The organism is Paenibacillus sp. M2, assembly GCF_046713495.1.
Classification (GTDB): domain Bacteria; phylum Bacillota; class Bacilli; order Paenibacillales; family Paenibacillaceae; genus Paenibacillus; species Paenibacillus amylolyticus_B.
Window position 1 is genome coordinate 4,954,811 of the sequence record NZ_CP169648.1, and the last position, 16,787, is coordinate 4,971,597.

Consider the following 16,787-nt stretch of genomic DNA (forward strand, 5'->3'; position numbering starts at 1 on the left):
GTTCTCACCTCAACTCCATATGCTTTGCACGAAGCTGACCGCAAGCGGCAGCAATATCATGTCCCTGTTCACGACGAATGGTTACATTAACACCCTGTTCCGAGAGAATCTTCTGAAAATTGAAAATGTCACTTCTCGATGTTCTTACGTATTTGCGTTCAGGTACATGGTTAACCGGAATCAGATTCACGTGGCATAACATGTTCTTAAGCACACTTGCCAGTTCTGCTGCATGCTCTGGCTGATCGTTTACCCCACCAATAAGTGCATACTCGAACGTAATTCTCCGACCTGTTTTGGCCAGATAATAACGAAGGGACTCCATCACGTCTTCAAAAGGAAAACGACGGTTAACCGGCATCAATTTCGAACGCAGTGCATCATTTGGTGCATGGATCGAAATGGCGAGGTTAATCTGTGTATCTTCATCCGCAAACTTGTAGATGTTCGGAACGATACCGCTCGTGGATACCGTGATGTGACGCTGACCGATGTTCAGCCCTTTTTCATGAATCATAATGCGCAGGAAAGTCATCGTAGCTTCATAGTTTTCGAAAGGTTCACCCGAACCCATGATCACGATGCTGCTGACACGCTCGCCCCGTTCATCCAAAATTTTCTGAGCCTGCACAACCTGGGCAACAATCTCCCCAGCCGTAAGGTTACGCTTGAGACCACCCAATGTGGATGCACAGAACGTACAACCAATACGACAACCAACCTGTGTGGTTACACAGATGCTGTTCCCGTAGTTATGCTTCATGATTACTGTCTCAATGGCATGGTCATCATGCAGACCAAAGAGGAATTTAACCGTTCCATCCTTGGATTCAAACTTGGTAATTTCCTTAAGCGTTACAAATTCAAATTGCTCTGTCAGTTTTTCACGCAATGGCTTGGACAGATTGGTCATTTCACTGAAATCATTCACGCGTTTTACATAAATCCAGTCAAAGATTTGGCCACCGCGAAACGCCGGCTCCCCATTCTCCACAGCCCATTGCTGCAGTTGTTCCAGAGAATAATCATATATAAAAGGTTTCATTTTGTTGTCAACACCTATTCCTTCTTTTCTTTTCGTTGGCTTCCTTCTTTTCGTTCCATTCGTCCTATTCTATCACAAAGACCACGTTACATCCATGTATACCCTTGATATCTGTACTTCATGCATTATAACATCTCAATGCCGCCGTCGCACCCTGTCATCACATTCTCTGACAATTATATCGAAGTCTCATCACAAAGAAATCCGCCGAAGTTCCCCTCGGCGGTCATACTTCCGTGCTCTATTAAACTGTTATTCCACTGTTTTTGTCAACCGTGCGATGAAAAATCCGTCACTGTGAGCGTATTGTGGCAAAATCTGAATACCACCGTTCACAACCTTCAAGTTCGCTGTCTCCGATTCAGACCAGACGGATGTTTCTGCTGGACTATATTCCGGATGTCGATTCAAGAAATCTGCAACCATATCCTCATTCTCAGCAGGCTCAATCGTACACGTGCTATACACCAGAATACCACCTGGTTTTAACAACGGCGCAACCTGATCAAGCAATTCACGTTGCAAGCCTGCGATATCTCCGATATCTTTTACGGTTTTGGTCCATTTCACATCAGGCTTGCGGCGAATAACACCCAGACCTGAACATGGTGCATCCAGCAAAATGCGGTCAAACGACGCTTCCGGATACCGCTCGTTCAGATCAAGAGCATCTCCAGTTACAGCATCGATGCAGCTCAGACCGAGACGCTCCGCCTGATCCAGGATCAACTGGCGCTTATGAACATGTACATCATTCGCGACAATACGACCGCGATCCTGCATTTTCTCCGCCATGTGAGCTGTTTTACCACCTGGAGCTGCGCAGCAATCCAATACAAGTTGGTCTACCTCTGGCGCAACTGCTTCAGCGACAAGCATGGAACTTTCGTCCTGTACAGAGAACAACCCGTCCCGATACCAGGACGTTAGAGCCATGTTTCCGCCACTACGTACAAGAATTCCATCGGAACTCAGCTGAGAAGCTTCAACGATTGCACCTGTACTAGTCATCTCATGCATCAGTTTCTCCCGTGTGGTCATTGTTGTGTTGACCCGGACACTCACCGCTGGCGGCTCATTATTCGCACGACAGATCGCTTCCGCCGTCTCTTCGCCGTACTGGGCAATCCAGCGTTCAACCATCCATAACGGGTGGGAATGCTCCAGTGAAATACGTTCGGCAACGGGCAGATGTTCTGGAATACGAAGTTCATCCCGATTGCGGATCATATTGCGGAGCACTCCATTCACCATACCCGAGATTCCCTGATGGCCCAGTTTCTTCGCCAGATTAACCGCTTCGCTCACCACGGCATGCTCCGGAATACGATCCAGGTATATCATCTGATATACGCTGATTCGCAGCAGGCTACGAACCCATGGTTGCAGTTTGCATACTCCTTTGGCGACGTAACGTTCCAGAAAATAATCAAGTGTATTTAATCTGGCGATTGTTCCATACACCAATTCGGTAGCTAGTCCAGCATCTGCCGGGCTTAAATCCGCCTCTTTCAGACGGCGGTTCAACTCCAGATTACTGTATGCTCCATCTTGCTCAACAGCACTCAGAACCTTGACTGCCAATGTACGAGCAGATGTTTTGGGTTGCTGGGAGCGAGATGCACCACCCGATTTCCCCGAATTCGGACGACGGTTTCCTTCACGTCCGGATGAATTTCCATTAGCTTTCTGGCCTTTTCCTGACGAACGACCTGGTATGTTACCGCTCATCGCAGCACCGTTCCAGGTTTCAGTGTACCCCCGCGAGCAAAGTCAGCGGCCTGCATCACCTTTTTGCCTGCAGGCTGCACTTCAGTCAACCAGAGAGACCCATTTCCTGTGCGGACTTCAATCCCTGCCTTGTTTAATTGCAGCACCGTTCCCGGCTCTGCTTGTCCAGCATCCGAAGAAGTCGCCAGGTCCACCTGATTGGGATTAGCCGCAGCCCAAATTTTAAAGACCTGATCATCCCACATCGTAAATGCACCGGAGAACGGCACAAGACCACGAATCTGATTGAACAGTTCGCGTGAAGTACGACTCCAGTCCATTTTCTCGTCATCCCGAGTCAGATTACGAGCATACGAAGCCTCAGCATCATCCTGGGGGACCGCCGTTGTCTCGCCTGCAATCAATCGTGGCATTTCTGCCTGAAGCAGTTTGGAACCAGCCTCACTTAATTTATCAAACATCGATCCTGATGTATCTTCATCCGTAATTGGCAGTTCCACACGCGAGATCATATCTCCGGTGTCCAGGCCTTCAGCCATATACATCAATGTGACTCCTGTCACGGATTCCCCGTTAATAATGGAACGTTGGATCGGGGCTCCTCCGCGATATTTCGGCAAAAGAGATCCATGCACGTTCACACAACCACGAAGAGGCATATCCAGCACGGCTTTGGGCAGAATCTGTCCAAAAGCCGCGGTCACGATCAGATCCGGCTTCCATTCAGCCAAGCGGGCTACGGCTTCCGGATCACGCAATTTAACAGGTTGAAACACCGGCAGACCATGGCGTTCTGCCGCGGCCTTAACCGGTGTTGGCGTAAGTACTTTTTTGCGTCCCTGTGGTTTATCAGGCTGAGTCACCACACCCACCACATTGTACCCCTCTGCAATCAGCATATCGAGAGAAGGAACTGCAAATTCAGGTGTTCCCATAAAAACAATATTCAAATCGATCACTCCTTAATTACGACGCGGTCCCGTTTGATCGGCTGCAATTTCATACACTTTCTCGGCGACATCCGTAAAGAGTACGCCATCCAGATGATCAATCTCATGCTGGAATGCACGGGACAGCAAGCCACTACCCGTAATGATCAGCTCTTTGCCTTCACGATCCAGACCTTTAACCGTAACGGTCTCGAAACGGCGAACATCACCATTAATTCCAGGGATACTCAGACAACCTTCAGGTCCGAATTGCTCTCCCTCACTTGCAATGATCTCCGGGTTAATCATCTTGATCAGCCCTTGCTCATCACCTGCGTCGATAACAATCAGACGTTTCAAAATACCAACCTGCGGCGCAGCAAGACCTACACCTTCCGCATCGTACATGGTATCAGCCATATCATCCAGCAATTTTTGTACGTTTGGTGTAATTTTGGTTACTTCTTTGGCTCTCTTGTGGAGCACTTCATCTGGCTCTTGCACGATAATGCGAATCGACATGTTGTAAGCACCTTCCTAATCCTCATCATAATTTCAGGACGATATCTGTATTTTTGGGGTATTCATTTTAATCTATGTTTATACCGCTTGTTTACATCCGCATTGCTGCAAAATGCTTACATTAACATCTGCGGGTCTACATCCAGACTAATAAGCAATTTCTGCGCCTGAACATCATCATCCATGCGCCGGGCCGTTGCCAGAGCGAGTCCTATGGCGTCTACATCCCCCCGCCATTTTATCATACATTGGAATCTGTATCTATTCTTGATCCGAGGAATCGGAGACGCTACCGGCCCTAGTACATCAAAGGCATCATTGCTGAATCGATCCAGACTGCCGAGCCATCCGGCTGCATTAGCCTTCTCTTTTAGTATTCGCGTGTAGTTCTCGGCAAGACGAATCAATACCGGAAGCTGCTCATGCGAAAAGGTCACCAGAATCAGGCGACAGTAAGGCGGATATTGCAAATTGCGACGGTGCAGCAATTCCTCACGTACAAACGACACGTAGTCATGCTGACTCGCATGGCCAATGGAGTAGTGTTCCGGCGTATAGGACTGAACAAACACTTCACCAGGCAATTGGTGCCGACCAGCTCGGCCAGCTACCTGTGTTAATAACTGAAACGTTTTTTCCGCAGCACGGAAATCAGGTAAATTCAATGCTGAATCCGCTGTTATCACGCCAACCAGGGTTACATCCGGGAAATCAAGTCCCTTCGCAACCATCTGGGTTCCCAGCAATACATCCGCCTTTTTCTCACGAAACTGTTTCAGCAGCTTCTCGTGCGCCCCTTTTTCCGTTGTTGTATCCACATCCATCCGAATGACCCGAATACCCGGGAAGAGCTTGGCAAGTTCTTCCTCGACTCGCTGTGTACCTGTACCAAAGTATCGAATGTGCTCGCTTCCACAATCCGGACACACTTCCGGAGCCGCTTCCGCATACCCGCAGTAATGACAACGGAGATTATTCGAGCGCTGATGATATGTTAATGAAATATCACATTCGGGACAACCTGCCACATATCCACAACTTCGGCACATAACAAAGGTCGAATATCCACGGCGATTCAGCAGAAGCACCGTCTGTTCACCACGCTCCAAGCGCTCCTCCAACCCTTTGTGTAAAGCCCTGCTGAACATGGAGCGATTGCCATCCTTCAACTCTTCACGCATATCAACGATCCGCACTTCAGGTAACTTGTTACCCAGTGCCCGTGTTGGCATCTCCAGTAAGAGTGGTGCAAAATCATCATTACTCTGCGAGCGTGCCGCGTAATAACTTTCCAGCGAAGGTGTCGCTGAACCCAGAACAACCACGGCCTGGTGCTGCTGTGCTCTTTTTACGGCTACATCACGGGCATGATATTTCGGAGTTTCCTCCTGTTTGTAGGAAGTCTCGTGTTCCTCATCCATAATGATCAACCCAAGCCGACTGAACGGAGCAAATACAGCTGAACGCGCCCCAATCGCAACCTTCACCTGACCCTCACGAATCTTGCGCCATTCATCATAACGTTCACCACCAGACAGACGACTGTGCATAACAGCAACCTGGTCGCCGAATCGCCCTTTAAAACGTTCTACCATCTGTGGTGTGAGTGCAATCTCGGGCACCAGAACGATAGCTTGCCGATCCTGCTCGATGCATTGTTGAATGGTTTGAAGATAGACTTCCGTCTTGCCACTTCCTGTAACACCATGTAACAAAAACACCCCATGGCGTTGTTCCTGCAATCGGCCATTGATATTGTCGTAGACAAGTTTTTGTTCATCGGTCAGAACCAGCGGTTCAGTCGCTTTGAACGTCCTGCCCTGATAAGGGTCACGGAAGACCTCAACATCCTCGGTGACGATTAATCCCTTTTCCTCAAGCCCTTTAATGGTTGCGGCCGATACCTGCAGTGTGGATAACACTTCTTTCATCGGCATGGGCAGCAGTTCTTTCATTTCCAGCAAAAAAGCCAGAATCTCCTTCTGCCGCTGTGCTTTCGCCGGGAATGAAGCAAGTGCTTCCTGAGCAGCAGCAATATCTACAGCCAGATCAACGGACTTCATCGTTTTTTTATTTAACTTGTCCTTGATGGCCTGACTTTCCAGCAGCACGCCACCAAGCAATAATTTCTTAATTAGTGCAGCATGATTGGGATATTTTCGACTCAGTTGTTGTAGCGGTACCTGCCCCCGACTTTTGACAAAACGGATGATATCCTGCTGTACTTTCTCGGTTGTAGACTCTTCTCCCCAAACAAATAACACCTCATCATCCGGTTGTGCACCCGCCATCTGTCCATCAAGTGCATCTCCCAGCGAGATGTATCGCTCTGCTTTCCCTTTCAATGCCGTCGGCACCATGACCTGCAATGACAAAATCCGGTTACTGGCATAACGTCTACTCATCCATTCGGCCAACTCAACCAAATCCTTTGACAATGGGGGAACAATGTCCAGCAACTCCTGAATCTGCTTAAGCTTGAATGTTTCCTCTCCGGTACGCGGCACAAGATCAATCACGAATCCCTGTACCGTCCGATGACCAAAAGGTACACCCACCCGGCTGCCAATCTCGATCCATTCCCTCATCGATTCAGGTACCAGGTAATCAAACGGCCGGTCTGTTTCCTTCACGGGAACATCGACTATGACCTTGGCAATCTCCATATCCTAATTCCTCCCGGCAATGCGCTCCGCCGCAATCCGGAGCAACCGATGAGCCACATCGTCCTTGGCCATCACTTGAAGCTCCTCCACCAAACCTTCCCGGTCATAGATATGTACCGCGTTGGTGTCTGTTCCAAATCCTGCACCCGTGCGGGTTACATCATTGGCTACGATCAGATCACAGTTTTTCCGTTCCAATTTCTCACGTGCATACATCTCAACGGACTGAGTCTCCGCAGCAAAACCAATCAAAAACTGATGGGTTTTCTGTTGGCCCAGCGTTTCAAGAATATCTATATTTTTAACAAGTTCTAGCGACAGCGTGTCGCCTTTCTTCTTGATCTTCTCGGTGTAAACTTCCTTTGGACGATAATCGGCAACTGCCGCCGCCTTAACCACGATATCAGCATCGTCCCATTCGCGTGTTACGGCTTCATACATATCCTGTGCAGACTGTACAGGGATCAACTCAACGTTCTCCGGTGGCTTGGCTTGGGTACTGCCCATAACCAATTTCACATCTGCCCCCAGATCACGCGCAGCTGTGGCTATGGCAAATCCCATTTTGCCAGATGAATCATTCGTAATGTATCGTACTGGGTCAATGCGCTCAATCGTACCTCCAGCCGTAACAACAACCTTCTTGCCATGTAACAATGGAGCTTGTCCCTGCCGGCTAATGTCTGCAGACTCGCGCTGTTCAAAGAAACGTTCCACCACATCCACAATGCTCTCCGGTTCTTCCAGACGTCCCTTGCCCACATATCCACACGCAAGCAGACCTTCACCTGGTTCGATCATCATGGCGCCCCGTTCAACAAGCAGGTTCATATTATGCTTTACAGCTGGATGATCATACATATGTACATTCATCGCTGGAGCAATCATGACAGGGGCTGTCGTCGCAAGAAGAGTTGTTGAGAGCATATCATCTGCCATGCCATGTGCCATCTTGGCAATCACATTGGCTGTAGCCGGGGCAACCAGAACAAGATCAGCCAGATCGGCCAGATGAATATGAGATACGACTGCTGGTTCACGCTCATCAAATGTATCGGTATATACGGTGTTTCGGGTTAACGTTTGCAGCGTCAATTCGGTAATAAACTGTGTAGCGGAAGCTGTCATAATGACATGAACATCCGCACCCTTTTGCACCAGTCTGCTGCATAATGTTGCTGCTTTGTATGCGGCTATGCCGCCTGTCACACCAAGCACGATTTTTTTACCGTTCAACATGTTTATTTCCCCCGATATTTATACGACGTCTAAACAATGAGTTCATTGAAATATGCTTATTCGTAAAAAAATAACAACCTCGCGGTTGTCAATTAATCCGGCTTGCGCCGTATGCAGTTGAAGAGCAGCCGCAGGCGGCTTACTCTTCTTCTTCGTCCTGTCCTTTGATGACAACGAGCAGGTCTCCATAGATTTCTTCCAGTGCAACACCAACTTGTTTATGGGATCTCGCACCTCTTAAATCCGTTTTTTCACCTTCACGTAGCTGTCTAGCCCGGCGGGAAGCAGCAACAACAAGGGAATACTTGCTGTCGACTTTGTTCATCATTTCATCAATAGAAGGATACAGCATATTAACAAACACCTCTTCGCATTAGTATAATCGCAAGTTGCCGCCTGACAGAACTGATGTGGCATGTCTTCACACCCGGGCATTCCGAGAAGGAGTGCTTCAGTATATGATATGACAACTGCCCCACTTATATCGCATTCTGCAGCGGCAAAAGGGATTATTTATTGATCTTACAATGTTCGGCGATTATGATGCTTTCTATTCTCTTGCACGCCAAATCAATTTCATCATTCACAACAGCGTAATCATACTGCTCCAGCAGACTGATCTCATCAACCGCCACGGACATCCGGTGATCAATGGTCGCTTGGCTTTCGGTACCACGGCCCTGAATGCGATCTTTCAGCTCGTCCAATGAAGGAGGAAGCAGGAAAACAAAGATCCCTTCCGGGAATTTCTCTTTCACTTTTAACGCGCCTTGAACCTCAATCTCCAGAATGATGTCGCGGCCTTCGTTAATCGTTTTCTCTACAAAATCACGCGGTGTTCCGTAATAATTACCAACATACTCCGCATGTTCCAACAATTGATCTTCAGCAATCATGTTCTGGAACTCTTCATGACTTCTGAAGAAATAGTTCACACCATGTTCTTCACCAAGACGAGGCTGACGGGTTGTCGCCGATACGGAATAGATCAATTCCGGCACCCGTTTGCGCAAAGCGCTGCATACAGTACCCTTCCCGACCCCAGATGGGCCGGACAACACTACCAGTAATCCCTTAGACATATTACACTCCATTTTATTCGTCGTTATCATCATCTTTCGAAGAAAGACGATGGGCGACCGTCTCAGGCTGAACTGCAGACAAAATGACATGATCGCTATCCGTAATAATTACGGCACGAGTACGTCTTCCGTACGTTGCATCAATCAGCATGTGACGATCTCTTGCCTCTTGTATAATTCTCTTGATCGGCGCCGATTCCGGACTCACGATGGATATAATCCGGTTCGCCGATACGATGTTACCGAATCCAATGTTAATGAGTTTGATTGCCATAATCAGGTTCTTCCCCCTATACATGCGACTCTTTTGCCGAAATGTGGCCGTTCATTCGATATTCGCAGCTTGCTCACGAATCTTCTCCAGCTCTGCCTTCATCTCGACAACACGATTCACCAGAGCCAAATGGTTGGCTTTTGATCCAATCGTATTGACTTCCCGATTCATCTCTTGAATTAGAAAGTCCAACTTACGACCTACGGGCTCATCACTCTTCAGCAGTTCCCTGCTCTGTCCAAAGTGACTCTGTAGACGCGTAAGCTCCTCTTCTATGTTAGAACGATCGGCAAACATTGCAATTTCCATACCCAATTTATGCTCATCAAAAGGGAAAGAGCCTTCTTCCTGCATTTCCGTAAGCCTCTGTCTTAGCTTGTTGCGGTAATCACTTACCACAGTCGGTGCAAGATCAAGCATCTCGGTATGCAGTGACTCCAGACGGGTAATCCGCCGTTCCAGATCACTGGCCAGATGAAGACCCTCGCGAGCGCGCATCTGTTCAAGGCTGGACAGAGCCTCTTTCAATCCTTCCTGCAGAACTCGCTCCCATTCGTCCTTCTGCTCTTCGGAAATGGAACTTGTCCCATCCGAATGAACCATGACGTCCGGCAGCCCAAGCATATCCACAATACTTGGTTTGCCTTGCATTCCATATTGGGTCTCCAGTTGCTCTGCAGCCTGCAGATAGGCCCTGACCGTCTGTTCATTCAGAACAGCGGGAAGAGCCTGGTCTTCCTCTTTTTCTTTCATTACATAAACATCAATCCGCCCACGTTTCAAACGACTCTGTACGATCTTCCTCAAACCGTCTTCATAATACGTCCACTCTCTTGGCAGACGCATCATCACTTCGCAATAACGATGATTAACAGATTTGATCTCTAATTGTACCTTATAGCCGCCAAAATGAAAGGCGGATTGACCGTATCCGGTCATACTGAATGACATCGGCATCACATCCGTTTTACTATTGTAATTGATTATTTGGGTTGAAACAAGTAGGACATTGATGCTCCGACTTCTCCCATACGTATTGAGTCAGTTCGGCCGTCATGCCGTAGAACATAAACGGTGTCATAAGATAGATCCCTTTGAAATGCGCTGTTGCTACGTCCAGCAATTCTTTGGCAATTTTTACCCCCATCGCACGGCCCTCTTCGCCTTCCAGACCTGCCATACGGGAACGCACTTCATCCGAAAGCTGAATTCCGGGAACCTCGTTGTGCAGATACTCTGCATTCCGTCCACTCGCCAGCGGCATTACACCTATAAAAATGGGTACATCCAGATGTTTGGTCGCTTCGTGCATTGCTACAATCAACTCAGGATCATAGATCGGTTGTGTCATGATGTAATCAGCGCCAGAGGCAATTTTCTTCTCCAGACGTTGTACAGCTTTCTCCAAATATTTCACATTAGGATTAAATGCTGCTCCAATGACAAAGCCAGCTTTCTGCTTCAGCGGTTTACCTGAGAAAGCCACACCATCGTTCAACTGTTTGATCATGCGGATGATTTCAAAAGAAGTCAGATCGTACACCGAGCTTGAACCCGGCAGATCTCCAAACCTTGCTGGATCTCCTGTTACAGCCAGTACATGATTAATCCCCAGAGCATCAAACCCCATCATGTGTGACTGCGTTCCAATCAGATTCCGGTCACGGCAGGCAATATGCACCAATGGACGGAGACCCGTGCGATCCTGCACGAGGTGACCCAGCGCCATGTTGCTCATCCGTGTAACCGCGAGTGAATTATCGGCCAGTGTCAGGGCATCTGCTCCTGCTGCTTTCAGAGTCTCGGCACCTTTCATGAACTTGGCAATGTCCAAGTCACGCGGCGGGTCAAGTTCAACAATGACCGTATGACGCTGCTTGACCAGATCGACAATCGTAGGCTGACCTCCACGTCCGGAACGCTCATCCACATGTTCATGCAGCACAATACGCGGTTTGGATTCTGACGGATCAGGCTCCAAAATAGGCGAAGGTATATAGTCAGCAAGCGCCTCTTTCATAGCGGTAATATGATCAGGTGTCGTACCACAGCAACCGCCGATAATACGAGCGCCCAGTTCGGCAAATTGCACTGCCGTCTGACCAAAGTACTCCGGAGTTGCACCATAACGGAACTCACCATCTACATAATCTGCTGCACCCGCATTCGGGTAGACGGACATTGGAATACCAATTCGTCCCGAGACGGTTTCCATGGCACGCATAATCCCGTTTGGACCTGAGCGACAGTTAAAACCAATGACATCCGCGCCCTGCTCCCGCATAATCCGGAAGGCTTCAGGCATCGTATATCCGTCCAGTGTATGTCCTACATCCTCTACAGCGAACTGTCCAATTACAGGCAAATCACTCAGCTTGCGCGCTTGCAAAAGGGCAATATCCATCTCTTCTATATCATAGAAGGTCTCAAGCAAAATGCCATCCACGCCTTCATCTAGCAGTGCAGAGATCTGTTGTTGATAAAAGCGTTTCAGTTCACTCGTCGACACGTTCGTCCGCTTGCCACCTCGAATGGAACCAACTGCACCAAGCACATAACCGGTATCTCCAGCTACCCCTTTGGCAATGCGTACGCCGGCACGGTTCACGTCCTCCACCTTGGACTCCAGACCGAACTTGGATAACTTGTCGTAATTGGCAGAATACGTATTTGTTTCAAATATTTCTGTACCTGCATCCCGATAACGGCGATGTACATCCGCCACCACTTCAGGTGAAATCAAGTTTAATTCTTCATATGAAATCCCCACCGGGAACCCCATTTGGTACAGAAATGTTCCCATGGCCCCATCTCCAACGAGAACCCGTTCCTGCATAACTTTGCGCAAATCCGCCTTCATCCCATTTCCCCCCGCCTAGCTGTGATCATTTACATACTAATGTAACACAAAAAACGCTAAAAAACGAAGAAAAACACAGGTTTTTGATGAGTATCCAGCTCATATGGACTTTCTTGCCATACAGCCCCCAATATGTCTCTGTACAGGAGACACGACCTGTCCTTTTTGACAAAAAAAGAGGCCCGCAGGCCCCTTTGGTTAAACCTTCCACTTTTTATGAAGTGATTCCCTTAAAAACAACTTCAGCAGGTCCAGTCATGTACACATGATTGTCAGCTTCATTCCACTCAATGTGGAGATCCCCACCCTTGAGGCTGATGACTGCTGTACGATCTGTATGTCCATTCAGGACAGAGGATACCAGTGTCGCACAAGCTCCGGTTCCACAAGCAAGTGTTGGACCCGCTCCGCGTTCCCATACACGCATGTCCACATATCCACGGTCACGAACTGTGGCGAATTCCACATTGATTTTTTTTGGAAACATCGGATGCACTTCAAGAAGTGGGCCCCAAGTTGTGAGATCAAAATTAACAGCATCATCTACATAGATAACCGCATGCGGGTTACCCATGGATACGGCAGTGAATTTAAACGCATGTCCATTCGCTTCAATGTAGTGATCAACCACTGGGTTGGCATCCACCGTTGTAGGCACTTGAAGACCGTTCAGGATCGGCTCACCCATGTCGACACGTACCGTTTCCACTTTACCATCACGAATGTTGAGGCTCACAGGTTGTACCCCAGCACCAATCGTTTCAATGGTGATCTGCTCCTGGTTCACGTGACCATGATCGTATACATATTTGGATACACAGCGAATGGCATTACCGCACTGCTCTGCTTCCGAACCGTCCGAATTCATGATGCGCATCTGAAAGTCCGCCTTCTCCGAAGGCAGTATATAAACCAGGCCGTCCGCACCGATGCCGAAGAAACGGTTGCACCATTTTACAGCCAATTCTGCTGCATCTGCCGGAAGCTCCTTTTCACCAAATACAACGATAAAATCGTTACCAAGTCCATGCATTTTCGTAAATTCCATAATCTTGCCCACTCCTTTTGGCAGTCTGCTGCCAAAGCTATATTCTTGCTCTTCTACAGGATTACCATAGAAATTCATATTCAGCATTTACACAAAAAAGCTATCCAGCAAAATGCCAAAGCTGCCGCTTTGAATCATTTTGAGGATAGCATAACGAAATAGGCCAGGAAAAGGTATTGATTTTATGCCGAAAACTTTGTACTTTTCGGTACGAAGCGGCCAGAACCACCCATACGACGGCGGTTACGACGGCCACCCCACACGCTGCCTGCGCCCATAAGGAACGTTGGAATGCCCGCAGCAACGATACAAATCGCCCATTCACGCAATCCCAGAGGTACAGTTTTGAAGATCGGCTGCAACGGTTCAACGTACATGACAACCAGCATCAGTACAACCGATGAAATCACTGCAAGAACCAGATATTTGTTCTGTAAAGGATTCCGGTGGAAAATGGACCGCGAACTACGGCAATCAAAGACATGAATGAGCTGCGCCAAAACGAGTGTCGCGAATGCCACAGACTGTGCCTTGATCAGTTGCCCCGGATTATCCGGTGCAGCCTGAAGGGTAAGCCAGAACGCTCCGAGTGTACATAATCCAATCAATACACCCCGGCTGACGATTTTCCAACCCAGTCTGCGGGCAAAAATGTTTTCCTTGGCGCCACGGGGTTTGTGTTCCATCAAATCTTTCTCAGGCTGATCTACCCCGAGCGCCATTGCAGGCAAACCATCTGTTACGAGGTTAACCCACAGAATCTGAATAGGTACAAGTGGTAGCGGCAAGCCCATCATCATCGCAAAGAACATTGTCAAAATCTCACCCACGTTTGATGCCAGCAAATAACGAATAAACTTGCGAATGTTCTCATAAATATTACGGCCTTCTTCAATGGCAGCCACGATCGTTGAGAAGTTATCATCACTCAGAATCAGCGCCGAAGCTTCCTTCGTGACATCTGTACCCGTAATGCCCATCGCGATCCCGATGTCTGCTGCTTTAATGGCTGGAGCATCATTGACTCCATCACCCGTCATGGCAACGACATGCCCTTTGCGCTGCAATGACTTCACGATGCGAAGCTTATGTTCAGGAGATACCCTGGAGAACACGTATATGCCCTCTACCTGTTTATCCAGTTGCTCGTCTGTCATGCCTGCCAGTTGTTGACCACTTAAGGAGGCACCTCCACGTGGAAGAATCCCGAGTTGATGAGCAATGGCTTCTGCCGTTGTTCCATGGTCACCTGTGATCATGACCGTTCGTATCCCCGCCTTGCGGCATGTGGCAATCGCATCTCGCACTTCACGACGCGGCGGATCAATCATACCTGCAAGTCCTACGAAGACAAGCTGACTCTCGGCGGCGTGTTCGTCAGCCACTTTTTCTTCCGGCCGCACTTCACGGTAGGCCATTCCGAGGACACGCAGTGCTGCTCCAGCCATGCTCTCGTTGGCTGCCATCACTTTCTGCCGCAGCGTTCCAGTGAAAGGCACGACCTTACCTTCCCACAAAATATAACTACAGTGTCCGATTAACACATCTGGTGCACCTTTGGTGTAGATCATTCGGCCCCCCTGATGATGAACCAGAACCGACATGCGTTTTCGCTCCGAATCAAACGGGAATTCCTGCTGGCGGGCATACAACTCTTTGAGTCCGGCAGGAGTAAGCCCCATTTTGGAGGCCAGTGTGACCAGTGCCCCTTCCGTCGGATCCCCTTTCAGCTCCCAGAATACATTGTCTCGTTGAACGGTTTCTTCTTGGAGATCACCTTTTTTTGTGTTTTTCTTGCCGTCCTTTTTGGTATCCTTGCCCTTTTTCTTGCTCCCCACCTCGCTTGCAACACTCTCGACAATACTGGCATTGTTGCAAAGCGCGCTGATCTGGAGCATTCTGCGTAGCGACTGGTCACTCTTCAGTTCTACCGTTCGACCGTTCTCCAGCATCTGTCCTTCAGGTGCATAACCATCCCCGGTAACCTTGATGCTGCGTCCCTCCAGCCATACATCCGTTACCGTCATCTTGTTCTGAGTGAGCGTGCCTGTCTTATCCGAACAGATTACGGATGCACAGCCCAGAGTTTCGACGGAAGGCAGTTTGCGTACAATGGCTTTACGTTTGATCATACGCTGCACGCCTAGTGCGAGTGCAATGGTTACAATAGCCGGCAGACCCTCCGGTATGGCCGCCACCGCAAGGCTGACCCCCGCCAGAAACATGCCAACGGCTGGTTGTCCGTGCAATATCCCTGCGACGACAACCATAATGGTTAATCCCAATGCGACAAAAATCAGAATTTTGCCCAATTGTTCCAGCCTGTGCTGTAACGGTGTTTCTTGCTCCTCCGTATTTTGGATCAGATCGGCGATTTTGCCCATCTCCGTCTCCATCCCAGTACGAATGACCACACCTTTAGCTGTGCCACGAGTGACCATGGTACCCATAAAACCAATATTCTTCTGATCACCCAGCGGAACGTCCTCGTCCGCAATCGGAAGGCAATGTTTACTTACAGGAACCGATTCTCCGGTAAGGGCCGACTCCTCAACATCCAGACTGTTTGTTTGCAGCCAGCGAACATCAGCGGGTATGCGGTCCCCACTCTCCACCATGACAATATCTCCGGGTACAAGTTGTTTGGCGGCAAGGTGTACTTCCTGACCTGAACGAAGCACTTTGGCAAGAGGTGCAGACAACTGTTTCAATGCACGAAGAGATCGTTCAGCCCGGAATTCCTGTACAAACCCCAGAATCGCATTCAGTACGATAATAGCCACAATCGTTACCGCATCCAGATACTCACCCAGCAATCCGGATACCAACGTTGCTCCCATCAACACCAGCACCATAAAATCCTTGAACTGATTCAAGAGCAATGTAATTGGAGAAATGCGTTTCCCCTCGCTCAGCTCATTTGAACCGACCACTTTCCTCTTCTCTGCTACAGCTTCATCCGTCAATCCTTCCTGCGGGCTGACGCCAAGAGTGTTACGAAGCTCTTCGTCACTAAGTTGATGCCACTTGGTATGTTCCATGCTTCAAGTTTCCCTCCCAGTCTGTATTTCATCTGCAAAATAAGCTCACATGACTCACCGGCGCGCTGGTCGACAGGCTGTACACTATGCCGGACAAACTACCTGCTCTATATGTATTCGGACAGGTCTGTGATTAGCACCCGGAAGGTGAATCCTTTCCCTGATGGACAGAATAGGCTAAAATAAAAGTCTGCGATGTTCTGCGCAGTACCGATTCCAGCGTTCAACAGGCAAGCAACGAAGAATCCGCAGCCAGTCCTTGTTTTTTTACATACCTGGTTGCACGGTTTCAGTTATATAGATGAAGCATTTGGCATGATAAATGCAGGTGCTCGATAGAGAGAGGAAGT

At 48.7% G+C, this 16,787-nt stretch carries 13 protein-coding genes; all 13 read right to left on the bottom strand.

The genetic code is table 11. The features are described 5' to 3' along the window. Window positions 1-4: 4 nt before the first annotated feature. Complete coding sequence (gene rlmN / locus ACETMN_RS22920; protein WP_036614609.1) at window positions 5-1,045, bottom strand: 23S rRNA (adenine(2503)-C(2))-methyltransferase RlmN; 1,041 nt, start codon at window positions 1,043-1,045, stop codon at window positions 5-7. Between the two features lie 252 nt (window positions 1,046-1,297). Then, entirely contained in the window at window positions 1,298-2,776 is a 1,479-nt protein-coding gene (gene rsmB / locus ACETMN_RS22925) for a 16S rRNA (cytosine(967)-C(5))-methyltransferase RsmB (protein WP_411735186.1), read from the bottom strand. Next, complete coding sequence (gene fmt / locus ACETMN_RS22930; RefSeq protein WP_091014311.1) at window positions 2,773-3,726, bottom strand: methionyl-tRNA formyltransferase; 954 nt, start codon at window positions 3,724-3,726, stop codon at window positions 2,773-2,775. The genes rsmB and fmt overlap by 4 nt, the downstream gene beginning before the upstream one ends. Window positions 3,727-3,738: 12 nt before the next feature. Continuing rightward, window positions 3,739-4,227 carry a peptide deformylase gene (gene def / locus ACETMN_RS22935; protein ID WP_017687449.1) on the bottom strand — a complete coding sequence of 163 codons (489 nt, stop codon included), beginning with the start codon at window positions 4,225-4,227 and terminating at the stop codon, window positions 3,739-3,741. A gap of 116 nt (window positions 4,228-4,343) precedes the next feature. After that, window positions 4,344-6,893 carry a primosomal protein N' gene (gene priA, locus ACETMN_RS22940; RefSeq protein ID WP_091014309.1) on the bottom strand — a complete coding sequence of 850 codons (2,550 nt, stop codon included), beginning with the start codon at window positions 6,891-6,893 and terminating at the stop codon, window positions 4,344-4,346. 3 nt (window positions 6,894-6,896) lie between these two features. Next, window positions 6,897-8,132 (bottom strand): bifunctional phosphopantothenoylcysteine decarboxylase/phosphopantothenate--cysteine ligase CoaBC, encoded by a 1,236-nt coding sequence (gene coaBC / locus ACETMN_RS22945; RefSeq protein ID WP_091014307.1) that lies wholly within the window; start codon window positions 8,130-8,132, stop codon window positions 6,897-6,899. Between the two features lie 139 nt (window positions 8,133-8,271). Then, window positions 8,272-8,484 (bottom strand): DNA-directed RNA polymerase subunit omega, encoded by a 213-nt coding sequence (gene rpoZ / locus ACETMN_RS22950; RefSeq protein ID WP_036614619.1) that lies wholly within the window; start codon window positions 8,482-8,484, stop codon window positions 8,272-8,274. A gap of 157 nt (window positions 8,485-8,641) precedes the next feature. Next, window positions 8,642-9,214: a guanylate kinase gene (gene gmk / locus ACETMN_RS22955; protein ID WP_017687445.1), complete on the bottom strand. Its 573-nt coding sequence runs from the start codon at window positions 9,212-9,214 to the stop codon at window positions 8,642-8,644. A 13-nt stretch (window positions 9,215-9,227) separates the two neighbouring features. Beyond that, window positions 9,228-9,488, bottom strand: a complete 261-nt coding sequence (remA, locus tag ACETMN_RS22960; RefSeq protein WP_006209218.1) for an extracellular matrix/biofilm regulator RemA — start codon at window positions 9,486-9,488, stop codon at window positions 9,228-9,230. 51 nt (window positions 9,489-9,539) lie between these two features. Further along, the gene (locus ACETMN_RS22965) at window positions 9,540-10,439 is read right to left on the bottom strand and encodes a YicC/YloC family endoribonuclease (RefSeq protein WP_091014305.1); all 900 of its coding nucleotides are present in this window, start codon (window positions 10,437-10,439) and stop codon (window positions 9,540-9,542) included. A gap of 19 nt (window positions 10,440-10,458) precedes the next feature. Continuing rightward, a complete protein-coding gene (locus ACETMN_RS22970) occupies window positions 10,459-12,348 on the bottom strand; it encodes a bifunctional homocysteine S-methyltransferase/methylenetetrahydrofolate reductase (RefSeq protein ID WP_091014302.1) in 1,890 nt (629 codons plus the stop codon). 214 nt (window positions 12,349-12,562) lie between these two features. Continuing rightward, the gene (gene dapF / locus ACETMN_RS22975; RefSeq protein ID WP_036614947.1) at window positions 12,563-13,396 is read right to left on the bottom strand and encodes a diaminopimelate epimerase; all 834 of its coding nucleotides are present in this window, start codon (window positions 13,394-13,396) and stop codon (window positions 12,563-12,565) included. 182 nt (window positions 13,397-13,578) lie between these two features. Continuing rightward, entirely contained in the window at window positions 13,579-16,437 is a 2,859-nt protein-coding gene (locus tag ACETMN_RS22980) for a cation-translocating P-type ATPase (RefSeq protein WP_091014299.1), read from the bottom strand. Window positions 16,438-16,787: the final 350 nt, after the last annotated feature.

Bases quoted from the DNA above. Each gene is read 5' to 3' on its own strand.
- rlmN (WP_036614609.1), bottom strand. From the start codon at position 1,045: ATGAAACCTTTTATATATGATTATTCTCTGGAACAACTGCAGCAATGG.
- rsmB (WP_411735186.1), bottom strand. From the start codon at position 2,776: ATGAGCGGTAACATACCAGGTCGTTCGTCAGGAAAAGGCCAGAAAGCT.
- def (WP_017687449.1), bottom strand. From the start codon at position 4,227: ATGTCGATTCGCATTATCGTGCAAGAGCCAGATGAAGTGCTCCACAAG.
- priA (WP_091014309.1), bottom strand. From the start codon at position 6,893: ATGGAGATTGCCAAGGTCATAGTCGATGTTCCCGTGAAGGAAACAGAC.
- coaBC (WP_091014307.1), bottom strand. From the start codon at position 8,132: ATGTTGAACGGTAAAAAAATCGTGCTTGGTGTGACAGGCGGCATAGCC.
- rpoZ (WP_036614619.1), bottom strand. From the start codon at position 8,484: ATGCTGTATCCTTCTATTGATGAAATGATGAACAAAGTCGACAGCAAG.
- gmk (WP_017687445.1), bottom strand. From the start codon at position 9,214: ATGTCTAAGGGATTACTGGTAGTGTTGTCCGGCCCATCTGGGGTCGGG.
- remA (WP_006209218.1), bottom strand. From the start codon at position 9,488: ATGGCAATCAAACTCATTAACATTGGATTCGGTAACATCGTATCGGCG.
- ACETMN_RS22965 (WP_091014305.1), bottom strand. From the start codon at position 10,439: ATGTCATTCAGTATGACCGGATACGGTCAATCCGCCTTTCATTTTGGC.
- ACETMN_RS22970 (WP_091014302.1), bottom strand. From the start codon at position 12,348: ATGAAGGCGGATTTGCGCAAAGTTATGCAGGAACGGGTTCTCGTTGGA.
- dapF (WP_036614947.1), bottom strand. From the start codon at position 13,396: ATGGAATTTACGAAAATGCATGGACTTGGTAACGATTTTATCGTTGTA.
- ACETMN_RS22980 (WP_091014299.1), bottom strand. From the start codon at position 16,437: ATGGAACATACCAAGTGGCATCAACTTAGTGACGAAGAGCTTCGTAAC.